This is a genomic window from Caproiciproducens sp. NJN-50 (assembly GCF_004103755.1).
In the GTDB taxonomy this organism is placed as follows: domain Bacteria; phylum Bacillota; class Clostridia; order Oscillospirales; family Acutalibacteraceae; genus Caproicibacter.
Genome location: NZ_CP035283.1, coordinates 2,981,222 through 3,004,596 on the forward strand (window position 1 = coordinate 2,981,222; position 23,375 = coordinate 3,004,596).

Consider the following 23,375-nt stretch of genomic DNA (forward strand, 5'->3'; position numbering starts at 1 on the left):
TATTCCACCGACTTCCCGATTCCGTCGAGCGCGGGCCTTAATCCATTCTCTCCGCGGAAATCCGCGGCAGCATCTTCATAAAATCCCCGCGGCCGCACATCTGCGTTCCCTCCAGGATCAGCGAGCCGTGCGCTGCCGCAACTCCATACCGCAGGATCTCCGGCAGCGGAAGGCCCCTTACCATCGCATAGCTCATGCCGGCGACCAGCGCGTCGCCCGCGCCCTGCACACCCCGGACCGGAATGTCTGCGCCCGCGGAAAAGTACGCCTCGCCCGCGGTGACCAGCAGAGCGCCGTCCCTTCCCAGCGAAGCACAGACCATACCCGCTCCAAGACCGATCAGCCGCCGCGCGGCGCGCACCGCGTCCCGGCGCGAGACAATGCGTTCTCCCGCCGCCTCCTCCAGTTCCTCCCGGTTCGGCTTGATCAGGCACGGGCGCGCCCGGATCCCCTCCAGCAGGAGTTCCCCCCGGGCGTCGAGCACGGTTCTGACCCCATGCCAGGCCGCGCGTTCGGTCAGGGTTCGGTAATACGCTGCGGGAACGCCGGGCGGCACGCTGCCGTCCAATATCAGGAGCGACGCGCCCGGAAGGCAGCGCTCCAGAATGATCTCGAACTCCTCCAGCGCCTCCGGCCCCACTTCGGGGCCTCTTTCATTCAGTTCGCTCATGACGCCGGTCGCGGCGTCGAAAATTTTGATGTTCGTTCGCAGGGCTCCGTTCACTTCCGCGAAGTCGCAATCGATCCCCCTGCTTCTCAGGACATCCGTCAGGAACGCGCCGTTCTGTCTGAAATTGAGTCCCAGGCACCGCGTATCCTCCCCGAGATTTTTCAGCGCGGCGCTGACGTTGACCCCCTTTCCTCCCGCGTCGCTCCGGGAGGCCAAAATGCGGTTCGTACCTCCCGGCGCGAATCCTTCCACTTTCACGGTATGGTCAATACACGGATTCAATGTGACAGTGAGGATCATCTCAGGCCCCCCTTTTTTCCTGCCGAGCCGGAACCGTCCGGTCGCGCCGGGCCGGAACCGCTGTGCTCCGGACAAAGCATGAAAAACTGCCCCTCCCCACCCGGAAGGGCAGCTCTTCCCGCTCTCAGCATGTCACACGTCCGTACAGCGCGGCCAGCGAGCGGATCTTTTCGGCCAGTTGCGGCGTCAGCTCTTCTTTTTTGACCCGCCAGCGCCAGTTCCCGCCGACCGTGCCCGGCCTGTTCATGCGGGCAAAGGCACCAAGGCACAGATAATCCTGCATCGGGATGACGCAGGTGTCCGCAACGCTGCCGAGCGCCGCGCGGATCATGCCGTAGGTAAAGCCGCCCTCCCCCGATATGTTCAGATACCGCCGCGCGTACTCCACGTCTTCGGGCGGCGCGCTGTGCTGCCAGTCCTCCGTGGTGGTATTGTCGTGCGTGCCGGTGTAAACGACGCAGCCGCGCCCATAGCGGTAGGGCAGGTAATCGCTCTCTCCCCGCGAATCGAACGCAAACTGAAGGACCTTCATCCCGGGAAAACCGCTTTCTCTCAGCATGAGGCGGACATCGTCGGTCAGAAATCCAAGGTCCTCCGCAAGGATCCGGACGCCGGGGATCTCTTTTTTCAAGGCATCGATAAACCGGATTCCCGGCCCCTTCCTCCATCGGCCGCCCGCCGCGTCCCGGTCCGCGGCGGGGACGGCGTAATAGCTCTCAAAACCGCGGAAGTGGTCGATCCGCAAGGCGTCGCAGACGCCCGCCATGAATTTGATCCTGCGGATCCACCAGGCATATCCGTCCCGTTCCATCCGTTCCCAGTCGTAAAGCGGGTTGCCCCACAGCTGCCCGGCCGGGGAAAACGCGTCCGGCGGGCACCCGGCGGCCTCCGTCGGCCTCAGTTCGCCGTCCACCTGGAACAGCTCCGGACGGGCCCAGAGATCCGAGGAATCCGGTGAAACATAAATCGGGATATCTCCTATGATTTCAATGCCGTTTTGGTGCGCGTAGCCGGTCAGCGCCCGCCACTGGCTGAAAAACAAATACTGAACCGCCTTCCACAGACGGACGCGGTCCGGCAGACGCGACCGGGCGGCCTCGACGGCGCCCCGGTCCCTCAGGCGAAGCGGCGCCGGCCAGCCGCTCAGGGGAGCCATGCCGTTTTCCTCTTTCAGCGCCATGAAAAGCGCGTAATCGTCAAGCCAGTCGGCATTGTCTTCACAGAACGCCCGGAACGGCCCGTCGTCCTGGCTCAGCCGCCGCGCCGCGCGGAAAAGAAGCGGGATGCGTTCCTGAGACAGCGCCCCGTAATCCACGAACCGGGGATCGTCTCCAAACCGAACGGATGAAATTTCCCCGCCGCTCAAAAGGCCCCGCTCCCCCAGCAGCTCCAGATCAATCAGGTACGGGTTGCCCGCGAAAGCGGAAAAGCTCTGATAGGGGCTGTCCCCGCAGCCGGTGGGACCGATCGGAAGAATCTGCCAGCAGCGCTGGCCGGCACTTTTTAAAAAGTCAATAAATCGAAACGCCTCTTCCCCAAGGCTCCCTATCCCGTGGGGGGAGGGCAGGCTGCTCAAAGGCAGCAAAATACCGCTGGTACGAATAAAGAACGCCCCCGATCCCGTTGTTCCGCATTCTGCGGGCTGTTATTCCAAAGTTTCAAAATTCGAGGTATCCAAAGTCAGATCACAGCTCTCCTTGACTTTCATCGCCTCAAAATACCGCTCTTCCGCCGGGATCCACCACTCCAGAAAATCATGCAGCCTGTTTCCGCCGCTCCGGAGGAAGATCCTCTGCTGCTGCACATTGGGCAGGCAGGTCAGAAAGACGCGGTAATCGTAACAGGCGCGAAAATCGGTGTGAAGAGAATAGCTGCCCTCCACGACGGCGAGCCCGCCCGGCTGAACATCCACCGGCGGCAGCATGGTTCCGCGCCGGCAGGAATAGGGGCGGTAGCTGATTTTCTCCCCGCTGTGCAGAGGAACAAGAACTTCTTTCAGAAAGCGCTCCCGGTCGATGTTTCCTCCCGGCTGGGACATCCATTCCTTTTCGCGCCGCTCGGGCGGAAGATAAAAATCGTCCATATGGAACACGCTGCAGCCGAACACCTCCGACAGAAGACCGGCCAGAAAAGACTTTCCGCTGCCGCACCTGCCGTCCAGGGCGAAAATTTCCGGCCTCTGGCCGGGATGGGAGTGCATCCGCTCCATCACCGCGCGGAAAACGGGAAGGTAGAAGGAATAAGCCGCTTTGACGACCCGGTAATGCGGACCGTAATTTTCCCTGTATGCGCCGCTGTGCCGGACGGGGCCGTACCCTGAGGCGGCATACTGCCTCAGGAAGGAATCCATCTCCTCCCGTCCGACGCACAGCAGCCCTTTCGCCGCCATATCGCCGAGAAGCTCCAGCTTTCGCAGCAGCCTTGTCCTGTTTCCAAGATGGGTGTTCGCCGTAGCGGCGCTCATAAGGTTCAAAAGAGGAAGAAACTTCTCCGTCGCGGGACCCGGTTCGAGAAAAATCCTGCACAGGCCGTTCCCGATCGATTCCATGCGCGGCCCTTGGCCCGCCGATTCTTCCGGGACCGGCAGGGAATCATACTCTTCCTTCAGCTTCTCCAAATTGTGTCCGGGGTCCGGCCCCAGGTGAGAGCATCCGAATTCATTCTGATACAGGAGCTTGACATAATCCACGGGTTCCATACGGGGATACGCCCTGCTGTGCCATAGAATTACTTCAAAAAGCTTCTCATCCATAAGATCCCTCCAGATTAATCTCGAACCATTATAGCATAGCGGCCGGTATCTGTCGACGGAACGGCCGACAGGAAACGCCGCGCCGGCCCGCTTTCAAACGGTGCTCGGCACGGCGTTTCCTTCGTTCTTCCCGCAGTCAGGCTACTGCAACGACGCAGCGGCGGACAGCCTTTGCTCCGGACGCAGCGGAGTAAAGCGAAGTGCTGCCGCTGCCAGTCGCAGTGATTTTCACATAGTAACATCCGCCCGAAGCCTTCCGGGAAACGACCTGCATAACCGCGGAGTTGCCGCTTGAAAAAGAGGGAACTCCCGAAACGCCGTTCGGCGTGAACTTAAAGGTGTAGCTCTTCCCCTTCCGCAGGGCCATCGCGGACGGGCTGTCCGAAAGCAGAGAGAGGTCGGAAACCTCAGGAGCCGCGTTCGGGTAGTCCCGATAGGAATAGTCCAGGTCCACCTGAGCGGATACGCCCGCTACCGTTCCCGTGTGGGAGTACTGCCACATCGTGTAGCTGCCGCCGTACCTCGGCTGGCTCACGTCGATGTGGGCGACCCATTTGTCGTACGGCGCCAGAACGGAGCCGTTCAGCTTATTCGTGAGCATGTCAGCATAGCTGTACACGCCGGCCCGGTACCCGGCATCCGCAATGGTCTTGCAGAACGCCGCCGCAATGGCGGAAACCTGTTCGCTTGCAAGCGCATACTGCGAATCCTCCTCAATATCGAGGAAAACCGGATAATCCAACGCTTTCCCGTTCAGGATGCTCAGACATACGTTCGCTTCCTTCACCGCGTCCGCTTCGTCGAGGGCGTAGCTGCGGTAGTAAACGCCGACTTTGAGTCCGGCGGCCTTCGCCCCGTCGTAGTTCGCGGCAAAGGTGGAATCCGCCTGCGACAGCTCGTCGCCGTATCCGGCGCGCAGCAGGGCAAAGCTCACGCCGCTGTTTTTCACGGTGCTCCAGTCAATCGTCCCCTGTTTCTGGGAAACGCCGGAGACATCGATGCCTTTTACTCCGACCCGGACCGTGCAGCTCACGCTGCGGCCGTCCCCCGTCGTCGCGGTCACAGAGGCGACACCCGGCCCGGCCGCCGTTACCGTCCCGTGGGAAACCGTAGCAACCGCCGGACAGTTTGTATTCCAGAGCATCCCGTAAGTCACGTCCGCACCCTGAAAGGTCACGGTCAGTTGAACGCTGTCCCCCTTCGCAAGGTTCACGCTTGAACTGCTGATGGCCGGAAGCATCACATTCTCCGCCGCGGAAGCCGGCAGAGCGGCGGAAACCGCGAAAACCAGCACCAGCAGAAGAGAAACCCATCTTTTCTTCATGACTGCTCATCTCATTCCTGTAGTTCTCTTTTTTCTGTTCTTCATTATACTCGCGCCGAAATTAGCTGTCAATATCATCCAATTCCCCTTGGGCTATTCGGGAAACCTGCTCAAAGGTTTCTTTCATGAGCGCCCATTTCCCTGCCGTAATCAATCCCCCAGTCACGCATCGCGTCAAGGACAGGCCCCAGGCTGTATCCCGTGCGCGTCAAAGTGTATTCCACGCGGGGCGGGACCTCCGGATACACCTTCCGCGTCAGAAGCCCCGAGTGCTCCATGTCCCGCAGATTGGAGGTCAGCACCTTCTGCGAGATGCCGGCAATCGACTTTTTCAGCTCCCCGAACCGGCGGGTCCCTTCCATCAGGTCGCGCAGAATCAAGACCTTCCAACGGTTCGCGATCATTGTAAGAGTCACTTCAACGGGGCAGTCAGGCAGTTCTTTCTTCTGATCCATAAAAACTCTCGTCCTTCCGGTATCTTTGTCATACTTGGTATCCGATCGTTCTCTACCTTACAAAAATGTGCCTACTTCACATCCCGCAATTACCATCCTATAATAACCTTAACGGCAAAATCATAAAAAGTCAAGCGTCATGGGAGGTTAAGAAAATGAATCAGATTGTGAAAGCCCTGGAGGAAACAAAGGTCTTTTACGTTGCGACGGTGGAAGGCGACCAGCCGCGGGTGCGTCCGTTCGGCGCCGTGATGGAATACGGGGGCAGAATCTATTTCAGCACGAACAACACCAAGAACGTGTACCACCAGATGAGGAAGAACCCCAAGGTGGAAATCTGCGGCTGCAAGCCGGACGGAACCTGGGTCCGCGTCACGGGCAGGCTGGTCCGCGACGACAACGACGGCGCCAGGGCCGCCATGCTGGAAAAGATGCCGGAGCTGAAAAGCATGTACCGCGTGGGCGACGGCAAATTTGAAGTTCTTTTTCTTGAGGATGCGGAGGCCACGCTCTACTCGATGACGGACACCCCGAAAAAGATTGCCGGATAGCCCGCGAGAGCAAACGGCATCGGTTTCAGAAGGGGACCCGGATTCAATCTCCGGGTCCCCTTCTAATTGGCTTTTCAAAAATCCAGAATCATCTGGCAGTACGGAAGATCCTGAAAGCCCAGCCGGCGGTAAAGAGAAATCGCCCGCTGATTTGCGCCCTCCGCTTCCAGCCGGAGCCTTTTCACATTTTCCGGCAGGTGTTTCTTCAAATAGGCGAGATAGGCATGGCAAAGGCCGCGGCCGCGGTAGTCCGGCTTGATGTAAAGCTCCTCGGCCCAGACGACCATGCCGCCCGCCTCCTGGGAAAAGGTCTTGGCAAGAAGCCCGTAGCCCGCCACATCGCCGCGAACCTCCAGAAAGAAAGCCTGTGCGTATTCCTCCGACCGCATCAGCTCCCGAAATGTGTTTTCAAAATAGGAACGCGGAAGAGTGTGGTCGACGGCATCCGAGGAATAAAAGTCCTGCGCCATCTGAAGATAAGCCTCCCGGTCCTCCTCTTTTAATTTCCGAATGACGATTTCGTCCATAGCTGCCTCCTGTTTTACAATGAATGCTCTTCTCCGTTTTCCGGTCAGGTGGAAAGGCCGTCGATGTCCTTCAGGATTTCCCTCCTGCGGCCGCCGAGCAGCAGACTGCGGTTGTAACGGTCATACGGTTCCGAACCGTTTTCCAGGATAAATCCGGAGCTGTAAAATCCGACCGTCAGCTCCGTGACGAAAATCACCATCTCCTGGCTTTCTCCAAACGTCACCGACATAAAATCAAAGGCGTGATTCAGCATTTTCGACGCTGTTTCGGTGATTTCTTCCTTTCGCGCGGTCTCTTCCCCAAAGTGCTTTTTCACGGTTTCGAACGCCTCTTCGGCCCCGGGCCGTTCCATTCGAAGCAGTTCGTCGGCGTAATTCTCCAGCAGCCGGACGCATCGGGACTCCGCCGTTTCTCCGTCGCGGTCGAGCCGTCCGCTCTCCCGCCGCAGGGCAAGAGAGTCCGCCGCCTCCCGCGCCAGCCGCCGCAATACGGCCTCCGGGTCGACGGTCTCTTTCTTCAGTTCTTCCTTCCATTCGCCGAGGCGCTCAAACACCGCCTCAACCGACCGGTCGGTCAGCTCGGCGTCCCGGAACGCGCTGTTGAGGCGGCTCAGCAGCAGGCCGATCACGCTCAGCCTTTCGTCGAACCGGGCATGCTGCAGCATGGCGACCGCGCGCTCCGAAATTTGCCCGTTCAGGATCTCGTCGACGCGGTAATCATCGCGGTACTTCTGATAAAGTTCGTAATAATTGGCAAAATCCTTCGCGACGGCTGGATTCTGGATGTACTGGAGAATCAGGTCCTGCCCGATTTCAAGTTCCAGGCTCTCGCAGACCGTCATCATTTCGGAAAGGTCCTCCCAGCCGCGCGCCGTCGCGAACGCGGCCCCGTCCGGCGTGGTTTCGATCCGGTAAAAATTCTCGCCGCGCAGCTCCAGATAGGACAGAATCGCTCCGTGGATCGACTGCCGGTAGGCGTATTCCTTCCAGACGGAGAAATCCGGCTGCACATCGATTTTTCTCACGCGGTCCAGCGTGACGATGTCGAATTCGCGCGCCGAGCGGTTGTACTCCGGCGGATTGCCGGCCGCGACGATGATCCAGCCCTCCGGCACCTTCTGGTTGCCGAACGTCTTGCCCTGCAAAAATTGCAGCATGGTGGGAGCCAGCGTTTCGGAGACGCAGTTGATCTCGTCGATGAACAGAATGCCTTCGCAAAGGCCCGTCTGCTCCATCCGGTCGTAAACGGAGGCGATGATCTCGCTCATGGTGTACTCCGTCACGGAAAACTCTTTTCCTCCGTAGGTCTTCTCCCGGATAAACGGCAGACCGACGGCGCTTTGGCGGGTGTGGTGCGTGATGGTGTAGGCCACCAGCGCCACCCCGCACTCCCGCGCCGCCTGTTCGACGATCTGCGTCTTGCCGACGCCGGGCGGGCCCATCAGAAGCATCGGCCGCTGGCGCACCGGCGGGATGCGGTAATTTCCGTTTTCGTCCCGCTTCAAATACGCCCTCACGGTATTTTCGATTTCTTCCTTCGCCTGTTTAATATTCATAATGAGGCAGGTCCTCCCAGTCTTCTTGATTTTCCGCCGTTTCCGGTTTCCGGTCCAGATCGTCCGGCTCCAGGATCAGCTTCATGGCCCACGGCGGCACATCCGCGTCGGTGAAATCGTCCCGCAGAAAGACGAAGGCGACGTCGTAGGGCGGTCTGTGTTCCGGGTAAACGCCCCGTCCATCCGTAAAATAGATCAGCCCCTTGAGGCGCCGGAACTCCTTCCCGCGGAGCAACTCGTCCACATAGCGGAACACCGGACGGAAATCCGTGCCGCCGCTGCCGATCAGCTCGAAGTGATCCATATAATCCCGCAGTTCTTCCCCGTTCGTGATCTTCCGGTCGGACCGGACCGTTTCGTCGCACTGGACGATGTGGATGTTGACCCGGCGGAAGAAGCTTTCGGTATCTTTCAGAATGGAATAGGTCTGCTCCAGAAACCCGCGCACCAGACGGCCGGAGCAGGACATCGAGGTGTCCACGGCGATCACGAAATCCTCGATCCGGCGGGTCTCGCGCGTTTCCTGCGGTTCGATCAGCGGCAGGTTGCCGTAAAGGCGCAGGCCGTAGGAATAAAAGATCGGGTCGAACGAGTCCGGGTCCAGCCGTGCCTCCTCCCGCAGAACGGCGAATTTCCGAAGAAAGCGCCGGTAATCATACCGCTCCCTGTTTTCCACCCGGACCTGGGAAAGAATCGCCTGTGCGTGTTCGGCGGGGTCTTTCGAGAGGGTCTCCATGCCGGTCTGCATTTTCCGGCTGATGTCGTCCCATTTCTGTTGGAGCGGCGGCATTCCGGCGGGCGGTCTTTTCTGCGGGTCCGGCCAGAAAGAGTGGTCGTCGATCCGAAACTCCCGCTCAAGTTCCATGCGCGCCTCGAGATTCAGGTCCATCGTCCGGAGCAGCTCGTAGACTTTCTCCGCCGTCGGCACCTTGCATTTTTCGCGGAGCGTTTCGTAAAAATTTCGCCGGAACCAGGAGGGGGACTGCCGCACGGAGCGCTGCGCGATCCCGTCCAGCACGGATTCCATCGCAATGTCGCAGGCGAGGTCCCACAGTTCCCGGTCCTCTCCGGGCCGCTTCCAGAGGTGGCGGAACACGCAGTGCAGGACGCAGTGGAGGTATCCGCGGTTGATCAAAATCCGGTTTTGCCGGTATCGGACGAAAAGAAGATCGGGGTCGTAAAAAAGGCTGGCTCCGTCCGTTCCCAGATATTCCGCGCCCGGCCTCATCTCATAGGAGAGCGCGCTGAGCGCGAGGTCGAGAAAGCGCATGGAAAGGTACAGGTCCGTTCGGGATTCCTTCAGAATGCGGTCCCCGATCTCCCGCACCCGTTCTTCCATTTCATCCGCCATGGCGCTCCTCCTTCCGCGGTGTCTTACAGGTCATAGGTCTTTTTCTTCGGGGCGAAGCGGCGGTGCCGTTCATCGAGCAGAACGCAGAGACACTCCGCCCGCTCCAGCCGGGAAGCTTCCTCCGCCGCGGCCGCGAGGCTTTCGGGAGTGAAGACGCCGTTTGCCGAAAGAAACAAGAGCCCGTCCGGATCGTCTTCCCGGACCAGCAGGCACGCGGCGGCAGCCGCGTTATTTTTCAGGCAGGAGCGGTAGCGTTCCGCCGCGGCTTCCGTCAGGTGGACCGGTCGGCGCAGGCGCTCCAGCGCGATGCGCAGCAGTGTTTCCGGGGCCGTTTCGCTCCGGGCCAGCGGAAACTGCGCGTCGTAGCCTTCCGCATCCAGCCCGTCCCCCCGGAAGCACTGCCGGTAGCGGAAGCCCGCCCCGTGGATGAAATGCTCAAAAATGCGGGCGGGGCAATTTTCGACGGATTCCTCATAATACTCCGGAAAAATCCAGACGGACTCCTCTTTTTCGGAGCGGAAGACGACGCGGACCTCCCGCTGAAGCTCCGCGAGAATTCCCCGCAGACAGGTTTTCGCGCCCGCAGGGGCTACGACCGCGATCCTTCCGAGGGCCGCGCAGTTCATGAACGCCCCGTTTCCGACCTGCGCGGGCCCCTCTCCCAAAGAGAGGAGCGACAGGCCGGTGCAGTTGTAAAACGCATAGGCCCCGATCGACCTCAATCCCGAAGGCAGCCGGATCTCCCGAAGGGACGCCCCGCCGAGAAACCGCTCCCCGCCGCCGGGCGCCTCGGCTTCGTCCGTCAGGGCCTCGCGGATTTCGGCGCCCGGAGGAAGCTGCGCCCCGGCGGTTTCCGGAGAGGAAAACGCGTAGGCGCCGATTTCCCGCACCGGCAGCCCGCCGATCTCGTCGGGGACGCGGACGGACGCGCCCGATCCCGAACAGGAAAAGACGGACGCGCCGCCCGGAACGGCGATATATCGCACCTTCAATCCGCGCACCCTTTCCTTTCAAAATTCACGATCAATCCCGGCCCACATACCGCTCCAGCAGCTTCAAGGTGTTGTCGGCGCCGTCCACATGGGACCGCTCGTACCCGTGGGACGCGTACACCCCGGCCCCGATCAGGCCGTGCTTCAGGTCGTAGCCCGCGGCCAGCGCCGCATCCGCATCCGACCCGTAAAACGGATAAACATCCACTGCAAAGTCAAGTTTTGCCTGTTCCGCGCAGCGGATCAGCTCCGTCGTGACCTCGTAGTCATACGGTCCGCGGGAGTCCTTTGAGCAGATGCTCACCATGCGTTCGGTGCAGGAAAGGCCCTCCCCCACGCAGCCCATGTCCACGCTGAGGATCTCCTTCGCGTCCGCGGGCAGCGCGCCGCAGGCTCCGTGCCCGACCTCCTCGTACACGGTGATGAATGCGTAAACCTTCCGTTTCAGGGACAGTTTCTTCTCGGAGATCCGTTTCGCAAGGCCCAGAAGGATCGCCACGGACAGCTTGTCGTCCAGAAAACGGCTCTTGATGTATCCGCTTTGAGTCACGACCGTGCGCGGGTCGAAGCAGACAAAGTCCCCGGCGCGGATGCCCAGCTTCCCGGCGTCCTCTTTTTCCTTCACATCTTCATCCACCACGACCTCCATGTCGTCAAAGGTCCTGCTCTGCTCGGAAAATTTGTTGTTGACGTGAATGGAAGGGTCGTTCATCTGGAGCGTTCCCTCGAAAACCTTGCCGGAACGCGTGCGGATGCGGCAGTTTTCCGTTTCGCAGTTGTTCGCGTTCAGGCCGCCGATGTTCGTAATGCGCAGCCTGCCGTTCTTCTTGATTTCGGCCACCATGCCGCCGAGCGTGTCGATATGGGCGGAAAGGATCAGCGGGTCCCCCTCGCCGCCCAGATCGCAGACCACGCAGCCTTTGTTGGTCAGATACGGCTGAAACCCCAACTTCCGGAATTCCTCCATCGTGTACCGCGTCACTTCACCGGTAAACCCACTGGGACTGTCGATCGAAGTCAGCTTTTTGAGCTGGTTCAGAATAAATTTCATTTTCCTCTTCCTTTTTCAATCTTCGCGTTCTGAAGCGCGGGCGGGATTTTCTCCGCGCCTTTTCTTCTAAATCCGACTTCCGTTCCGTTATTTGATCAGAACATGACTTGTTTCCCTCCCGGTAAGGATGCCCTGTCCGTCGTCAAGCCTGATTACTTTACATGCATGCTTTCTCTCATATTCCGCCGTCCGCTCTTCCAGATTCGGAATCTCCGACAGCATTCTGTGATAATGCGGAAGAATTTCGACATCCGTCAGATGCAGTCCCGACAGGTCGGTCAAGCCGACTTCCTCATTCAGCTCCGGGCTGAATCCGGCAACCAGCCGGATGTCCTTTTGCAGAACGATGCTGCCCGCGCTGATTCCGACGATAATTTTGCCCTCCGCAAAATCTCTGAAGAAGTCTCCGCATGCCGCGCACTTCATCTGCCGGAGCAGATAAAAAGGATTTCCCCCTATGATTTCGATCAAATCATAGGCTTTGAGCAGTTCCGACTCCTGCGTGTCAAGGTCGAAACAATCCACGGACAGACCCAGGGATTCCAGCTGCGCGGTCAGCTTCGGAACATGCCAGTCCCTGTCCTTGTATCCGACGGAAGCGGTGGTGATCATCGCGGCCCTTTTTTCACGGGAAGGCAGCTGCTTTCCCACTTCTTCCAGCAAAGACCGGGATGATAAACCATTCGAAGTCAGAAGCACCATGAGCATCCCTCCCGCCGAATTTCTTCGCAGCCGGACAATGAAACGCTCTGCGCCAGGCCGTGCAGAGTGTCCCCTTTTCCTTCAGGCCGCAGGTTTAAAGTTATTATATTCCGATCCGCGGCCGATTACAACACCAACGGGGGACAGGTGCCGCCCCCTGCCGATTCAGCGCCACGGATAAAAATGATTCCGATTCTGCAAATCAGATGGTGAAATCCCGCGGTCCGTGCTATAATTGGAATTAAGAATTGCACTGCGATAAAATTACGGGATTTTATCTAATGTTTGGAGGGAGAATTACAATATGACGGGAGTGATCGACGTCGGCGGAGGACTGCGTGGAATTTACGGCGCCGGAGTTTTCGACTATTGCCTGGACCATGGAATCGAGTTTGACTATTGCATCGGCGTGTCGGCCGGCAGCGCGAACATTGCCTCTTTTCTTGGAAAGCAAAAAGGCAGGAATTACCGGTTTTATATGGAATACGCTTTCCGCAGGCAGTACATGAGCCTGCACAATCTGATCCACACAGGCTCCTATATCGACATGGATTATGTTTATGGCGAGCTTTCCAATTTGAACGGGGAAAATCCGCTGAACTATGAAGCGATTAAAAACTCGCACAGTCAGATGAAAGTCGTCGCGCTGAACGCGGTGAGCGGAGGAAGCACCTATTTTGACAAAAACGACATGGCGCAGGACAGTTACCATATTTTGAAGGCGTCGTCCAGCATCCCCGTCGTCTGCAGGCCCTATTCCGTGGACGGAATTCCGTATTACGACGGCGGAATCGCCGACCCCGTGCCGATCCGGAAGGCTTTTGGCGACGGATGCGACAGGGTCGCCGTCATTCTGACAAAGCCGCGGGACACGGTGCGGGTGCAGAAAAAAGACGCGCCGTTTGCCAGGCTGCTGCGCCGCCGATACCCCAAAGCCGCCGAAAACCTGCTGCTGCGCTACCGCAAATACAACGAGGGCGTCGCCCTCGCAAAGGACTACGCGAAACGCGGGAAAGCGCTCATCATCGCGCCGGACGACTGCTGCGGAATGAGCACGCTGACGAAGAAGAAAAGCTGTATCGACCAGATGTACCGCAAGGGATATGCCGACGCGCGCGCGCTTCCGGCGTTTCTGCACCGGACGGATACGATTTCCGCATAAGATTCTTTCTGCGGGGCAGCCTGTTTCCACAGGACGGCGACCGGTGAAAAGCCCCGAAACGGCATCTCATCCGCAATTTCATACCTGTTGCCGGCCTGAGACGACCGGATACCCGAATCCCCTTTTCCTGCTCCGGGAAAGCCGCTATACTGTACCCATAAGAGGTGGGCAAATGAAGGTTCGAATTGAAGTGACCGATGACCTGGAGGAAGACGAGGTCCTGATCCGCTGCGGCCGCGTGGATCAGACCATCCGGAAAATACACCAGTTCATTCTGGACCAGTCCAAGCCGGGACCGAAAATCACCTTTTATCGGCAGAATCAGGAATACTATTTTCCGCTGGAGGATGTTTTGTTCTTTGAAGCGGAGGGCGATCACGTCTACGCCCACACGGCCGACGGAGCCTACCTGGTCAAATACCGGCTGTATGAGCTGGAGCAGATTCTTCCCCGCAGCTTCGCCAGGGCGGCAAAGTCCGCCATCGTGAATGTTCTGAGGATCTATTCCATCACGCGGGACCTCACTTCCTCCAGCCTGATCCAGTTCGCGGGCACCTACAAACAGGTTTACGCGTCCCGGTATTATTACGGGGAACTGCGGCGGCGGTTAAATGAAAGGGGAACACATGAGATATAGAAATTGGTTTTGGGGCATTTTCTTTTTGGCGGCGGCGGTTTTCGTGATTGCAAGCCAGACCGGCGCGTTCGCCAGCATCGGATTCTGGAGCATCGCCGCGACCGTACTGCTTGCGGCCGTGTTGATCAGCAGCCTGACGGATCTGAATTTTTTCGGTCTGTTCCTTTCCGCGGCTCTGCTCTACCTGATCTATCAGCACCCGCTCCATCTGGTTATTTTTCCGTTTTGGCAGCTGGTGCTGGCGGCCGTTTTTGCCTCGACCGGGTTCAGCATGATCTTCCACAGCCGTTATCGCCATCATTGGCACCGGTACAGCCATTACAATGGAGCGGATAAGTCCGATCAAAAAACAGAGGAATCCATCGACGGCAACGATATTTTCATCAAAACGAATTTTAGCGAGTCCTGCAAATACCCGCACTCCGACAATCTCCACAGCGCCCGTCTCGCTTCCTCTTTCGGCAAGCTGAGCGTTTTCTTCGATCAGGTTCAGCTCGGTCCGGAGGGCGCGGAGGCCGGCGTCGACGTGAGCTTCGGAGAAATGATCCTCTATGTGCCGAAAAGCTGGCGTGTGGTCGATCATGTCCACGCGGCATTCGGGGCCGTGAACAGCAACCTTGACACGGCGTCGGCCGACGCCGGAGCGCCGGCGCTCACCCTGACCGGCAGCGTGTCGTTCGGCAACCTCGTCATCCGTTACACATAACCCTATTTTACAGAAAGCGGTTGGTTTCATGAATCAGGAAAAATCCTGCGGAGCGGTTGTTTATTCTAAGGCCGGCGGAACTTTGAAATACCTTCTGATCCGGCACGTCAACGGCGGGCACTGGTCCTTTCCCAAGGGTCACGTGGAAGCCGGGGAAAATGAAAAACAAACCGCGCTGCGCGAGATCCGGGAGGAAACCGGGCTGAACGTCACTCTCGACCCCGGATTCCGCCGGATCGCATCTTACAGCCCGGCGGAGGGGGTCTGGAAAAACGTGATCTACTTTACAGCGGAAGCCAATGACCCTCGGCTGAAGACACAGGCGGCGGAGATACTGGAGGCCGGGTGGTATCCTTTCAGTGAAGCAAAAAGAAAAATTACCTATCCGAACGACGCCGCACTTTTTCAGGAGGCGGACGCATACCTCAGGGAACGCGGCAGGGTCTGAAAAAGGGAATCCAAACGGGGTCCGGGCGATTTTTATCGCGCCGGGCCCGATTTTTTTGATCCGGTGAGTCTCCAAAGGGCAAACGAAGCGGAAATAGAGGGGTTTATTGAAAAGGCGGGATCCCGTGCGATTCGGCAAAACCCGCGGCACCTGCGCCGGTCCCGCAACATATTTTGAAAAGGGTCCGCTAAGAAAGGAGACTTGCATTGTGACTGGTCGGAAAATCCATGAGATGATCAAAAACCTCGCCCTTGGCATGACATGGGATCAATGGGCCGGGACGGACAGAGACAGCTTGGCTGAAGCGAACCAAATCCGCCGCATCCACGCGGCCGGAATTGCCGAGGAACGGGAGGCTCTGCGGAAAGCGGGGCGTTTCCAATGAACGAGCGGTGGATTGATGTCTCCGCCCATAACGGCACGATCGACTGGGCGAAAGCGGCGGCTTCCGGCATTCGGGGCGCGATTCTGCGGGCCGGTTACGGAAACAGTGTTTCACAGACGGACTCACAGTTTAAAAGCAATATCAGCGCAGCGGCGGCGGCTGGTTTGAAAACGGCCGTGTACTGGTTTGGATACGCCGATTCCGAATCCGACGCCATGGCGGAATGGTCGGTCTGCAAGCAGGTGATTGAGCCATACCGCGGCAGCATCCTGTTTCTCGCTTACGATTATGAATACGCATCCGTAAACTACTACAGGAAGATGCACGGAACGGCTCCGTCCAACGAGCTGATCAACAGCATGGTCGGAACATTTCTGGGCGCTGCAAAAAAGGACGGCTGGAACCCCGTTCTGTATTTGAACAACGATTACCGTACGAATATTTACTCTGCCGAAACGCTCGGATTGTGGGACCTCTGGCTTGCCGATTACAGCGCCGGACCGGACGTTGCCTGCGCCGTGCAGCAGACGTCTAATTCCGGTACGGTGCCGGGAATTTCCGGAACCGTGGATTTGGACATCGTATTCCACGATTTTTCAAAAACGGCGACTTCGGTGCAGATTGACACCACCATGGACCTTTCCCGCCCTCACGGCCAGTATTATACGGTGAAAACCGTCTGTCCGCAGCAGGTGTCCGTTACGGCCGGGACCGGCGGAATCGTCACCATCGTGCCGTTTCCCAAAAGCGGGAACGAACAGCTGTTTGCCCTGGTGGCCGTCGGCTTCACCGGAACGGAAACAGGAATCTACACGGCCGCTCCGGGGGAAAAGCCCCTGAAGCGCTTTATTTTCCGCGTCACGTAAGGTGGGATGACTTTGTCGGTGCAAAACTGGATTGCCCTGATCAGCGCTATCGTGGCTTTTCTTGCGCTGCTGGTTACGCTGCTGCGCGGGATCAGGTCCGAAGCGCGGGAGGATGGGAAAACGGCGGAGGTGCTGCGCCAGGTGAACGCCCAGCTGGAAAGCATCAGCAAGCAGGAGGCGGCCAACAGCGCCAGAATCGAAACCATTGTCGAGCGGGTTGTCATTGTGGAGCAATCCGCCAAGCAGGCTCATTTTCGCATTGACGAACTGAGGGATGAGCTGCATAAATGAAAGCCGGACGATTCCGGCAGAAAGAGGGTTTTTGGGGATGAATTGGAAAGAAAAGCTGTCTTCACGTAAATTCTGGGTCGCCGTCGCCGGACTGGTTGTCGGCGTGATCGCTCTGTTCAGTCCCGGCACGGACACTTCTCAGGTCACCGGCGTCATTATGGCGCTCGGCTCGGTCGTCGCCTATATTGTGGGCGAGGGAATGATCGATGCCGCAGCCGCCGGGACGGCGCAGGACCCGGCTGAAAACAGCGGCGGGCAGGCCGGGGACTCCACCGGCAAAACCAATCCGCAGGGATAACTCTCCCCGGCGCTCTATCGATCGAACGGGCCTCCGGCAAACGGAGGCCCGTTCTGCGTTAACGCGTCCGGCCGGCCCGGCGCGGAGCCCCGCGGGGGCCAGACGTATCCCCAATAAATGAATTCCCCTGACCCGGCCTTCTTTTCCTGGTGTGAGAAGGCCGAAGAAGGACGGTCAGGATTTCTTTTCTCAACGTCCGGATGATTTGTCATCTAACTATAAAAAGTGCGCTATTATATGATATAATATAAAAAATGCGGGAAATACTGCGAATTAAAATCCATCTCAACCGGAGGATCACGAATGAATTATAAAATCTCGGAAGAAGATTACGTCTCCGTTCTTGAACAGCAGCTGAAACAAAAGCGAAAGAGCCCGGTCCAGCTTTTCGTGTTCCTGTTGAGCACGGCGGGTCAGATGCTGGTCGTTTGTTACCTGATCCTGTCCACGCACGCCTCCGGAATCAGGGCCGCCGGCCTGGCTGCCCTTTCGGTTATCCTGACAGCGCTTTCCCTGGTCAATTTTCTGCGTCTTCGTCCCCGGGCGAAAAATTATTTCAGGGTCCTCCGCGCCAAGGGAAAGATTTCGGAGGAATTCTGGAAGCTTCATACCCTGAAGCTGGAGGGGGAAAAGCTGTCCGTGCGTTTCGGTTCCATTTCAAACTCGTGCGGGATCACGCAGATCAGAGTGGCCGACAACAAGGTCAACGCATACCTTTTACATTTGGGACAAACCCAGTCGATTTTCGATATCGTCCCTTATTCCGCGTTCGGAAATGAAAAGCAGCGCGCGGAATTCCCGGAAACGATCCATCAGGCGGCGTTTCAATGCACGTCGAGACGGTCGTATTGATGTCAAGGGTAAAAGACTGAGTGTACGGAAACCCCAGTAAATAAGCCATTTCTGTGGTTTTTGAATTTTCAAACTGTACACTCAGAACGGGTTTTTACCCGTGCATGGGAACCAGTCTATCGGGTCGGATTCCGTTCGCGAGAGAACAGGATTGATAACGAGATTTCACGACAGGACAGGATAGATGTTTTTCGTTTTTGGGGCTTGGTGAGAGAACAGGATTGATGTTTTTTGAGTTTTAGCATGTGCGCGGGAACAGGTCTGGATTTTGATATGATAATAAGCCGATTTAATAATATGTTAACAGACTCTAAATTTGATAAAACATTTCGGTGGCATCTTGCCATTAGTATAGCGGATTTTCAGCAGAAAACAGAGAGAGGAGACCTTTGATATGGCGCTGCAAATAAAACGGGTTTATGATCCTTTTCAAACAAGTGACGGGATACGCTTGCTGGTGGATCGTCTGTGGCCGCGAGGCATATCCAAAGAAAAAGCGCATCTGGATGGCTGGGTAAAAGAACTCGCCCCCAGCCGCGAACTTCGGATGTGGTTTGGGCATAAAGCGGATCGTTTGGAGGAATTCGGCATGCTTTATCGAAAGGAACTGGATGCGGATGCCGGAGCGCAGGCGGCCGCCCGGCAGATCATTCTTCAAAGCAGGGAAAATACGGTTACCCTGTTGTATGGGGCAAAAGACCCGAAAATCAATCATGCGATTGTCCTGAAGGAATATCTGGGATCGAAAGCTTTGTCCGAATGAACCCGAAAGCCCGGCAGACGGAGCGTTTGCTTTCTCAGTTGGTAGTTGGGAAACGCCGCGAAAACATATTCGAGTTCGCGGCATACTTGTATATTGGTTTATCATGGTTTGAAAAAATTAAGAGAATTTCAGATTCTTGACCTACATCAATTTCCTTTCGGCCCCCTTAGACCATAATAGGGTCAAAGAAAGGATTGAGGTGATTAAGATGAAAAAATTTGAGAGAAAGCTTCTCGGCCTGACGAAACGGTACGCCGCGCCGCTTACCTTTGCCGCTGGGGCGCTGACCGTAATAGGATATACTGCTGAAAGGCTTACCGGTTGGAAAGCTCTCATCATTGCAGCGTATCTTGTCGCTACGGTTCTGGCGGGGCTGCCAATCTTGTTCAAAGCGCTGACGGGGGTCCGGATGAAAACGGTAGGCATTGAGCTTCTACTGAGCATAGCGGTAATCGGCGCATTGTACATTGGGGAATACAGCGAGGCGGCAATCGTGACGTTCCTGTTCCAGTTCGGTACCTATCTTGAGCAGCGAACCCTGAACAAGACGAAAAGCGCCATCCGAACGCTTACCGAAATGGCTCCGGCCACAGCTTGGCGGCTTGATTCTTCCGGCGCTGTGGAGATTTCCGCAGATGAAGTGGAAGAAGGCAATCGGCTGCTGGTAAAGACGGGAGGCAAGGTCGCGGTAGACGGTATGGTTGAATCGGGAGAAGGCTATCTTGATGAGGCCAGCATTAACGGGGAATCAACCCCTGCACACAAAGGCCCCGGCGATCAGATTTTTGCAGGCACTATTTTGGATAGCGGGACGCTGGAGATGCGGGCAACCAAGGTCGGAGAGGACACCACGTTCGCCAAGATTATCGCGCTGGTGGAGGAAGCACAGGATGCGAAATCTCCTGCGGAACGGTTTATCGACCGATTTGCAAAATGGTACACGCCTGTGGTAGTCGTTCTGGCTGTCACCGCGTGGCTGATTACCCGGAACCTTGACACCGCGATTACGGTTCTGGTGCTGGCTTGCCCAGGCGCGCTGGTGATTGGCGCCCCGGTGGCCAACGTGGCGGGGATTGGGCGCGGCGCCCGGAACGGGACGCTGCTTAAAGGCGGCGACAGCGTTCACACGTTCGCCAAAACGGACACGATGGTCTTCGATAAGACCGGGACACTGACGGTGGGACATCCCAGTGTGACAGCGCTGTATCCATATACGGACAATATCCCGAAGGCGCTGGAGCTTGCGGCGGCCGTGGAAAGTGCCAGCGATCATCCGCTGGCTGCTGCCATTGTAAACTACGCGAAGGATCGGGGAGCGGAATCTTCGGAGACGATACACAGCGAAGCGGAAAAGGGCCTTGGACTGCGCGCCGAGATCAATGGCAGATCGGTTCTGGCAGGCAGCGCCCGTATGATGGAGGCAAACGGGATTCCCTTGACGGAAAGTCAGCGTCACGATCTGGCGGAAGCGCAGAACCGCGGCGCTACCACTGTTTTGCTGGCTGTAGGCGGGAAAATTCTTCTGCTGTTCGCGATTTCCGACGCGGTAAAACCGGGCGCTGCGCAAATGATCTCTGATTTGTACAAACTCGGCGTCAAGCGTACGGTGATGCTCACTGGAGACAATCGTAAAACCGCCGAGGCGGTAGCGACGAAAATCGGGCTCAGTGAAGCGCGGGCAGAGCTTTTGCCCCAGGATAAGCTGGCCGCGGTAAAGGCTATGCAGCGGGAAGGGCATGTTGTGGCTTTTGTGGGCGACGGCGTGAACGACAGTCCCGCGTTGGCCGCCGCGGATACTGGCATCGCCATGGGCGGTGGCACCGATGTGGCCGTGGAAACCTCTGACGTGGTTCTGATCCGGTCAAATCTGGAAAGTATTCCGATTGCTTTACGACTTGCAAAACGCACCGTTGGATTGACACGCCAGAATATTGTTATCGCGGTCAGTACGGTGTTTCTGCTGCTCGCGGGACTTTTTGCAGGCTATATCCATATGGCCAGCGGCATGTTCGTCCATGAAGCCAGCGTTCTTGTGGTGATCCTCAACGCAATGCGCCTGCTGCGTCCCGCACGAAAAAATAAAATAGAACTGGAAAACTTGACATAGGTCAAGGAAATTACTTGGAATGGTGATAAAATAAAATCACAATCTAACAGAAAGAAGGGAATCATAATGAAAAAAGTGACGATGCAATTAGAACAGCTTGTTTGCCCCACCTGTGCCCAGAAGATTGAAACCGCATTGAAAAATGCATCCGGTGTGGAATCGGTCACGGTTCTGTTCAACTCCAGTAAGGCAAAGGTTCAGTACGATGAAGAAAAGACGGAACCGGAAGCGCTTGCCGCGGTGGTACGCGATCTTGGTTATGATGTGCTGAAACTGTCATAAAGAAAAAAGGAGGGAAAATCATGTCTGTCAAAAGAGGTGCTTTGGAAAACTGCCCGAAATCTGTCCTTGCTGCTTTCAAAGAGCTGGACGCAGTCTTGCCGGTGGTACGGCGTGTACATGGCGGCGCTCATCCCGAGCTTGAAAAGGTCGGTTGGCTTGTCGGCAATCTCCATGCGAGGCTGTCCGAAGGAACCGATCGCAGCGAACTGAACAGGATTCTGGATCAGCTACGTGAGGTAACTGGCGGATATACCGCCCCTTCCGACGCCTGTGAGGGGTTCCAAAAGGAATACCAGCTGCTTTCACAGATTGACGCCGGTATCCGAACGGAAGTAAAGTAATGAAATAAGCAGCCAACGGACGCCGTTCTGCTGGTCGGCTGCTTGATTCTATATTGTTAGGAGGGGGGAGGATCGTGCCAAACCATGTGTGTGCGGAACTGGTGCCTATTTTTAACCATCTGGATCATGAGAGCCTGGTAAAAATCAGCGGTATAACGCGGCACCGGAACTTCCGCCGGGGGGAAACGGTGTTTTCTCCCGACCGGCAGAGCGGACTTATCATTATTTCCCGCGGCCGTGTCAAGGTCTATCAGCTTTCCGGATCGGGGAAAGAGCAGCTTCTGCGCGTGTTGGAGTCTGGTGATTTCTTTGGGGCGGAAAGCCTGTTCGGATCCGAAAATCCGGCCGGCTTCGGCGAAGCGCTGTCGGCGCTGGAAGTCTGTACGATCGGTCGGGAAGATTTCATGAATCTGCTGGCGCAGTATCCGTCGATCAGTATCAAGCTGCTGGAGGAATACAACCGGCGCCTGGTTGCGGCGGACCGCCTTATTACCAGTACGGCAACCGAATCCGTGGCGTCCCGTCTGGCCGGATATCTGCTGGATTTGATGAAGGTAGCCGAATCAAACGAAGTGACACTTCCACTGCCCATGAAGGAGCTGGCCGCATTTTTAGGGACGGCCCCTGAGACATTGTCCCGAAAAATAGGGAAATTCGAGGAAGAAGGCCTTTTGGAGCGCAATGGTAAACGAATTCGCATTTTGCAGCCCGACACGTTAAATGACATCGAATAATCGCGCGTGTCTGTGCATTCGCATAGGCGATTGCAGGTATAAGTCCTATCGTATAAAAATGACGGAGGTAAAAAAGATGGCAAAAAAATTGACGGATAAGGTAAGCTGGGTTGGCAAGGTCGACTGGGAGCTCACCCGGTTCCACGGGGACGAATATTCCACGCACAAGGGCTCCTCATATAATTCCTATCTGGTGCGCGACAAAAAGACCGCCCTGATCGATACGGTGTGGCAGCCTTTTGATAAGGAGTTTGTTGCCCGCCTGAAGCAGGACGTCGACTTGAAAAGCATCGACTATATCGTTATGAACCATAATGAAATCGACCACAGCGGATCCCTTCCGGAGCTGATGCGGGAGATTCCGGACACCCCCATCTACTGCACAGCGAACGGCCAAAAGATCATTCAGGGGCATTATCATCGCCCGGAATGGAACTTTGTCACCGTCAAGACCGGGGATACGCTGGATCTTGGTGACAGCAAGCTGATTTTCGTGGAGGCGCCGATGCTCCACTGGCCGGACACCATGTTCACCTATCTGACAGGCGAGAACATTCTGTTCAGCAACGATGCCTTCGGCCAGCACTATGCAACCGAGTCCCTGTATGACGATACAGTCGATCAGGCGGAGCTTTTTACCGAGGCCCTGAAGTATTACGCCAACATTCTGACCCCGTTCAGCAAATTCGTGACCAGGAAAATCCACGAGGTTCTCGACCTGAAGTTGCCGCTGAATCTTGTCTGCCCCAGCCATGGTGTGATCTGGCGGTCCCACTACGCCCAGATCATCGAGCAGTACCTGAAATGGGCGGATGATTATCAGGAGAATCAGGTTACGCTGGTTTACGATACCATGTGGAATTCCACCCGCAAAATGGCAGAGGCCATCGCGGCAGGCATTCGCGACGCCGATCCTTCCATCGCCGTTAAATTGATGAATTCCGCGAAAGAAGACAAGAACGATATCATCTCCGAGGTGTTCCGGTCCAGGGCCATTCTGGTCGGTTCTCCGACCATCAACAACGGGTACCTGTTTTCAATCGGCGGCATGATGGAGATGATCAAAGGGCTCAAATTTAAAAATAAGCGTGCCGCAGCATTCGGAAGCTACGGCTGGAGCGGAGAAGTCGTAAAACAGCTTACGGAGGAACTGAAAAAAGCCGGTTTTCAAATTGTGAACGAGGGGCACCGGGCTTTGTGGATTCCGGATGAAGCGGAGCTCGCTACCTGCAGAGAGTATGGCAAACAGTTTGCGGAAAGTCTCTGAACTCA

27 protein-coding genes are annotated in these 23,375 nt (G+C 56.9%); 16 read left to right on the forward strand and 11 right to left on the reverse strand.

Annotated features, from left to right (window positions below; genetic code table 11):
* Positions 1 to 37 precede the first annotated feature (37 nt).
* The 5 genes from pfkB to EQM14_RS14565 all read right to left on the reverse strand — a co-directional run bounded on the left by pfkB (position 38) and on the right by EQM14_RS14565 (position 5,501).
* On the reverse strand, positions 38 to 970 hold the full coding sequence (gene pfkB, locus EQM14_RS14545) for a 1-phosphofructokinase (RefSeq protein WP_128743893.1): 933 nt from the start codon (positions 968 to 970) through the stop codon (positions 38 to 40).
* Positions 971 to 1,094: 124 nt separating this feature from the next.
* On the reverse strand, positions 1,095 to 2,573 hold the full coding sequence (gene malQ, locus EQM14_RS14550; RefSeq protein ID WP_128743894.1) for a 4-alpha-glucanotransferase: 1,479 nt from the start codon (positions 2,571 to 2,573) through the stop codon (positions 1,095 to 1,097).
* Positions 2,574 to 2,615: 42 nt separating this feature from the next.
* Positions 2,616 to 3,722, reverse strand: a complete 1,107-nt coding sequence (locus tag EQM14_RS14555; protein WP_128743895.1) for a uridine kinase family protein — start codon at positions 3,720 to 3,722, stop codon at positions 2,616 to 2,618.
* 136 nt (positions 3,723 to 3,858) lie between these two features.
* Positions 3,859 to 5,046 carry a GH25 family lysozyme gene (locus EQM14_RS14560; RefSeq protein WP_128743896.1) on the reverse strand — a complete coding sequence of 396 codons (1,188 nt, stop codon included), beginning with the start codon at positions 5,044 to 5,046 and terminating at the stop codon, positions 3,859 to 3,861.
* Between the two features lie 110 nt (positions 5,047 to 5,156).
* On the reverse strand, positions 5,157 to 5,501 hold the full coding sequence (locus EQM14_RS14565; protein WP_128743897.1) for a winged helix-turn-helix transcriptional regulator: 345 nt from the start codon (positions 5,499 to 5,501) through the stop codon (positions 5,157 to 5,159).
* Between the two features lie 155 nt (positions 5,502 to 5,656).
* Here EQM14_RS14565 and EQM14_RS14570 point away from each other — a divergent pair, with 155 nt between their 5' ends.
* On the forward strand, positions 5,657 to 6,052 hold the full coding sequence (locus EQM14_RS14570) for a pyridoxamine 5'-phosphate oxidase family protein (protein ID WP_128743898.1): 396 nt from the start codon (positions 5,657 to 5,659) through the stop codon (positions 6,050 to 6,052).
* A 74-nt stretch (positions 6,053 to 6,126) separates the two neighbouring features.
* On the opposite strand, the gene EQM14_RS14575 is transcribed toward EQM14_RS14570, so the two are convergent.
* The 6 genes from EQM14_RS14575 to EQM14_RS14600 form a co-directional block, all read right to left on the reverse strand.
* Complete coding sequence (locus EQM14_RS14575) at positions 6,127 to 6,579, reverse strand: GNAT family N-acetyltransferase (RefSeq protein ID WP_128743899.1); 453 nt, start codon at positions 6,577 to 6,579, stop codon at positions 6,127 to 6,129.
* A gap of 44 nt (positions 6,580 to 6,623) precedes the next feature.
* Positions 6,624 to 8,135 carry an AAA family ATPase gene (locus tag EQM14_RS14580; RefSeq protein ID WP_128743900.1) on the reverse strand — a complete coding sequence of 504 codons (1,512 nt, stop codon included), beginning with the start codon at positions 8,133 to 8,135 and terminating at the stop codon, positions 6,624 to 6,626.
* Positions 8,125 to 9,486, reverse strand: a complete 1,362-nt coding sequence (locus EQM14_RS14585) for a vWA domain-containing protein (RefSeq protein WP_128743901.1) — start codon at positions 9,484 to 9,486, stop codon at positions 8,125 to 8,127. The genes EQM14_RS14580 and EQM14_RS14585 overlap by 11 nt, the downstream gene beginning before the upstream one ends.
* A gap of 23 nt (positions 9,487 to 9,509) precedes the next feature.
* Positions 9,510 to 10,472: a leucine-rich repeat protein gene (locus EQM14_RS14590; RefSeq protein WP_243112835.1), complete on the reverse strand. Its 963-nt coding sequence runs from the start codon at positions 10,470 to 10,472 to the stop codon at positions 9,510 to 9,512.
* 37 nt (positions 10,473 to 10,509) lie between these two features.
* Positions 10,510 to 11,529 carry a M42 family metallopeptidase gene (locus EQM14_RS14595; RefSeq protein WP_128743903.1) on the reverse strand — a complete coding sequence of 340 codons (1,020 nt, stop codon included), beginning with the start codon at positions 11,527 to 11,529 and terminating at the stop codon, positions 10,510 to 10,512.
* A gap of 87 nt (positions 11,530 to 11,616) precedes the next feature.
* Positions 11,617 to 12,231 carry a Type 1 glutamine amidotransferase-like domain-containing protein gene (locus EQM14_RS14600; RefSeq protein WP_164919105.1) on the reverse strand — a complete coding sequence of 205 codons (615 nt, stop codon included), beginning with the start codon at positions 12,229 to 12,231 and terminating at the stop codon, positions 11,617 to 11,619.
* 304 nt (positions 12,232 to 12,535) lie between these two features.
* Between EQM14_RS14600 and EQM14_RS14605 the strand changes: the two genes are divergently transcribed.
* From EQM14_RS14605 to EQM14_RS14670, 15 genes are all read left to right on the forward strand, one after another.
* Positions 12,536 to 13,393 (forward strand): patatin-like phospholipase family protein, encoded by an 858-nt coding sequence (locus EQM14_RS14605; RefSeq protein ID WP_128743905.1) that lies wholly within the window; start codon positions 12,536 to 12,538, stop codon positions 13,391 to 13,393.
* Positions 13,394 to 13,565: 172 nt separating this feature from the next.
* A complete protein-coding gene (locus EQM14_RS14610) occupies positions 13,566 to 14,030 on the forward strand; it encodes a LytTR family DNA-binding domain-containing protein (protein ID WP_128743906.1) in 465 nt (154 codons plus the stop codon).
* Positions 14,020 to 14,736, forward strand: coding sequence for a LiaF transmembrane domain-containing protein (locus tag EQM14_RS14615; RefSeq protein ID WP_128743907.1), 717 nt, complete (start codon positions 14,020 to 14,022; stop codon positions 14,734 to 14,736). Before EQM14_RS14610 ends, EQM14_RS14615 begins: the two co-directional genes overlap by 11 nt.
* 28 nt (positions 14,737 to 14,764) lie before the next feature.
* A complete protein-coding gene (locus EQM14_RS14620; RefSeq protein ID WP_128743908.1) occupies positions 14,765 to 15,184 on the forward strand; it encodes a bis(5'-nucleosyl)-tetraphosphatase in 420 nt (139 codons plus the stop codon).
* Between the two features lie 208 nt (positions 15,185 to 15,392).
* Complete coding sequence (locus tag EQM14_RS16460) at positions 15,393 to 15,569, forward strand: hypothetical protein (protein ID WP_164919106.1); 177 nt, start codon at positions 15,393 to 15,395, stop codon at positions 15,567 to 15,569.
* A complete protein-coding gene (locus EQM14_RS14625) occupies positions 15,566 to 16,435 on the forward strand; it encodes a GH25 family lysozyme (RefSeq protein WP_128743909.1) in 870 nt (289 codons plus the stop codon). Before EQM14_RS16460 ends, EQM14_RS14625 begins: the two co-directional genes overlap by 4 nt.
* A 12-nt stretch (positions 16,436 to 16,447) precedes the next feature.
* Entirely contained in the window at positions 16,448 to 16,726 is a 279-nt protein-coding gene (locus EQM14_RS14630) for a hypothetical protein (RefSeq protein WP_128743910.1), read from the forward strand.
* A 37-nt stretch (positions 16,727 to 16,763) separates the two neighbouring features.
* The gene (locus EQM14_RS14635) at positions 16,764 to 17,024 is read left to right on the forward strand and encodes a hypothetical protein (protein WP_243112548.1); all 261 of its coding nucleotides are present in this window, start codon (positions 16,764 to 16,766) and stop codon (positions 17,022 to 17,024) included.
* A 303-nt stretch (positions 17,025 to 17,327) separates the two neighbouring features.
* Complete coding sequence (locus EQM14_RS14640; RefSeq protein WP_128743911.1) at positions 17,328 to 17,876, forward strand: hypothetical protein; 549 nt, start codon at positions 17,328 to 17,330, stop codon at positions 17,874 to 17,876.
* A 394-nt stretch (positions 17,877 to 18,270) separates the two neighbouring features.
* Entirely contained in the window at positions 18,271 to 18,639 is a 369-nt protein-coding gene (locus tag EQM14_RS14645; protein WP_128743912.1) for a DUF488 domain-containing protein, read from the forward strand.
* 208 nt (positions 18,640 to 18,847) lie between these two features.
* The gene (locus tag EQM14_RS14650) at positions 18,848 to 20,746 is read left to right on the forward strand and encodes a heavy metal translocating P-type ATPase (protein WP_128743913.1); all 1,899 of its coding nucleotides are present in this window, start codon (positions 18,848 to 18,850) and stop codon (positions 20,744 to 20,746) included.
* Between the two features lie 66 nt (positions 20,747 to 20,812).
* Positions 20,813 to 21,028 (forward strand): heavy-metal-associated domain-containing protein, encoded by a 216-nt coding sequence (locus tag EQM14_RS14655; protein ID WP_128743914.1) that lies wholly within the window; start codon positions 20,813 to 20,815, stop codon positions 21,026 to 21,028.
* Positions 21,029 to 21,048: 20 nt separating this feature from the next.
* Positions 21,049 to 21,369 (forward strand): iron-sulfur cluster repair di-iron protein, ric, encoded by a 321-nt coding sequence (locus EQM14_RS14660; RefSeq protein ID WP_128743915.1) that lies wholly within the window; start codon positions 21,049 to 21,051, stop codon positions 21,367 to 21,369.
* A gap of 74 nt (positions 21,370 to 21,443) precedes the next feature.
* Positions 21,444 to 22,103: a Crp/Fnr family transcriptional regulator gene (locus EQM14_RS14665; protein WP_205703177.1), complete on the forward strand. Its 660-nt coding sequence runs from the start codon at positions 21,444 to 21,446 to the stop codon at positions 22,101 to 22,103.
* Between the two features lie 76 nt (positions 22,104 to 22,179).
* A complete protein-coding gene (locus tag EQM14_RS14670) occupies positions 22,180 to 23,370 on the forward strand; it encodes an anaerobic nitric oxide reductase flavorubredoxin (RefSeq protein ID WP_128743916.1) in 1,191 nt (396 codons plus the stop codon).
* Positions 23,371 to 23,375: the final 5 nt, after the last annotated feature.

Bases quoted from the DNA above. Each gene is read 5' to 3' on its own strand.
- pfkB (WP_128743893.1), bottom strand. From the start codon at position 970: ATGATCCTCACTGTCACATTGAATCCGTGTATTGACCATACCGTGAAA.
- EQM14_RS14555 (WP_128743895.1), bottom strand. From the start codon at position 3,722: ATGGATGAGAAGCTTTTTGAAGTAATTCTATGGCACAGCAGGGCGTAT.
- EQM14_RS14560 (WP_128743896.1), bottom strand. From the start codon at position 5,046: ATGAAGAAAAGATGGGTTTCTCTTCTGCTGGTGCTGGTTTTCGCGGTT.
- EQM14_RS14565 (WP_128743897.1), bottom strand. From the start codon at position 5,501: ATGGATCAGAAGAAAGAACTGCCTGACTGCCCCGTTGAAGTGACTCTT.
- EQM14_RS14570 (WP_128743898.1), top strand. From the start codon at position 5,657: ATGAATCAGATTGTGAAAGCCCTGGAGGAAACAAAGGTCTTTTACGTT.
- EQM14_RS14575 (WP_128743899.1), bottom strand. From the start codon at position 6,579: ATGGACGAAATCGTCATTCGGAAATTAAAAGAGGAGGACCGGGAGGCT.
- EQM14_RS14580 (WP_128743900.1), bottom strand. From the start codon at position 8,135: ATGAATATTAAACAGGCGAAGGAAGAAATCGAAAATACCGTGAGGGCG.
- EQM14_RS14585 (WP_128743901.1), bottom strand. From the start codon at position 9,486: ATGGCGGATGAAATGGAAGAACGGGTGCGGGAGATCGGGGACCGCATT.
- EQM14_RS14595 (WP_128743903.1), bottom strand. From the start codon at position 11,529: ATGAAATTTATTCTGAACCAGCTCAAAAAGCTGACTTCGATCGACAGT.
- EQM14_RS14600 (WP_164919105.1), bottom strand. From the start codon at position 12,231: ATGGTGCTTCTGACTTCGAATGGTTTATCATCCCGGTCTTTGCTGGAA.
- EQM14_RS14605 (WP_128743905.1), top strand. From the start codon at position 12,536: ATGACGGGAGTGATCGACGTCGGCGGAGGACTGCGTGGAATTTACGGC.
- EQM14_RS14610 (WP_128743906.1), top strand. From the start codon at position 13,566: ATGAAGGTTCGAATTGAAGTGACCGATGACCTGGAGGAAGACGAGGTC.
- EQM14_RS14615 (WP_128743907.1), top strand. From the start codon at position 14,020: ATGAGATATAGAAATTGGTTTTGGGGCATTTTCTTTTTGGCGGCGGCG.
- EQM14_RS14620 (WP_128743908.1), top strand. From the start codon at position 14,765: ATGAATCAGGAAAAATCCTGCGGAGCGGTTGTTTATTCTAAGGCCGGC.
- EQM14_RS14625 (WP_128743909.1), top strand. From the start codon at position 15,566: ATGAACGAGCGGTGGATTGATGTCTCCGCCCATAACGGCACGATCGAC.
- EQM14_RS14635 (WP_243112548.1), top strand. From the start codon at position 16,764: ATGAATTGGAAAGAAAAGCTGTCTTCACGTAAATTCTGGGTCGCCGTC.
- EQM14_RS14640 (WP_128743911.1), top strand. From the start codon at position 17,328: ATGAATTATAAAATCTCGGAAGAAGATTACGTCTCCGTTCTTGAACAG.
- EQM14_RS14645 (WP_128743912.1), top strand. From the start codon at position 18,271: ATGGCGCTGCAAATAAAACGGGTTTATGATCCTTTTCAAACAAGTGAC.
- EQM14_RS14650 (WP_128743913.1), top strand. From the start codon at position 18,848: ATGAAAAAATTTGAGAGAAAGCTTCTCGGCCTGACGAAACGGTACGCC.
- EQM14_RS14655 (WP_128743914.1), top strand. From the start codon at position 20,813: ATGAAAAAAGTGACGATGCAATTAGAACAGCTTGTTTGCCCCACCTGT.
- EQM14_RS14660 (WP_128743915.1), top strand. From the start codon at position 21,049: ATGTCTGTCAAAAGAGGTGCTTTGGAAAACTGCCCGAAATCTGTCCTT.
- EQM14_RS14670 (WP_128743916.1), top strand. From the start codon at position 22,180: ATGGCAAAAAAATTGACGGATAAGGTAAGCTGGGTTGGCAAGGTCGAC.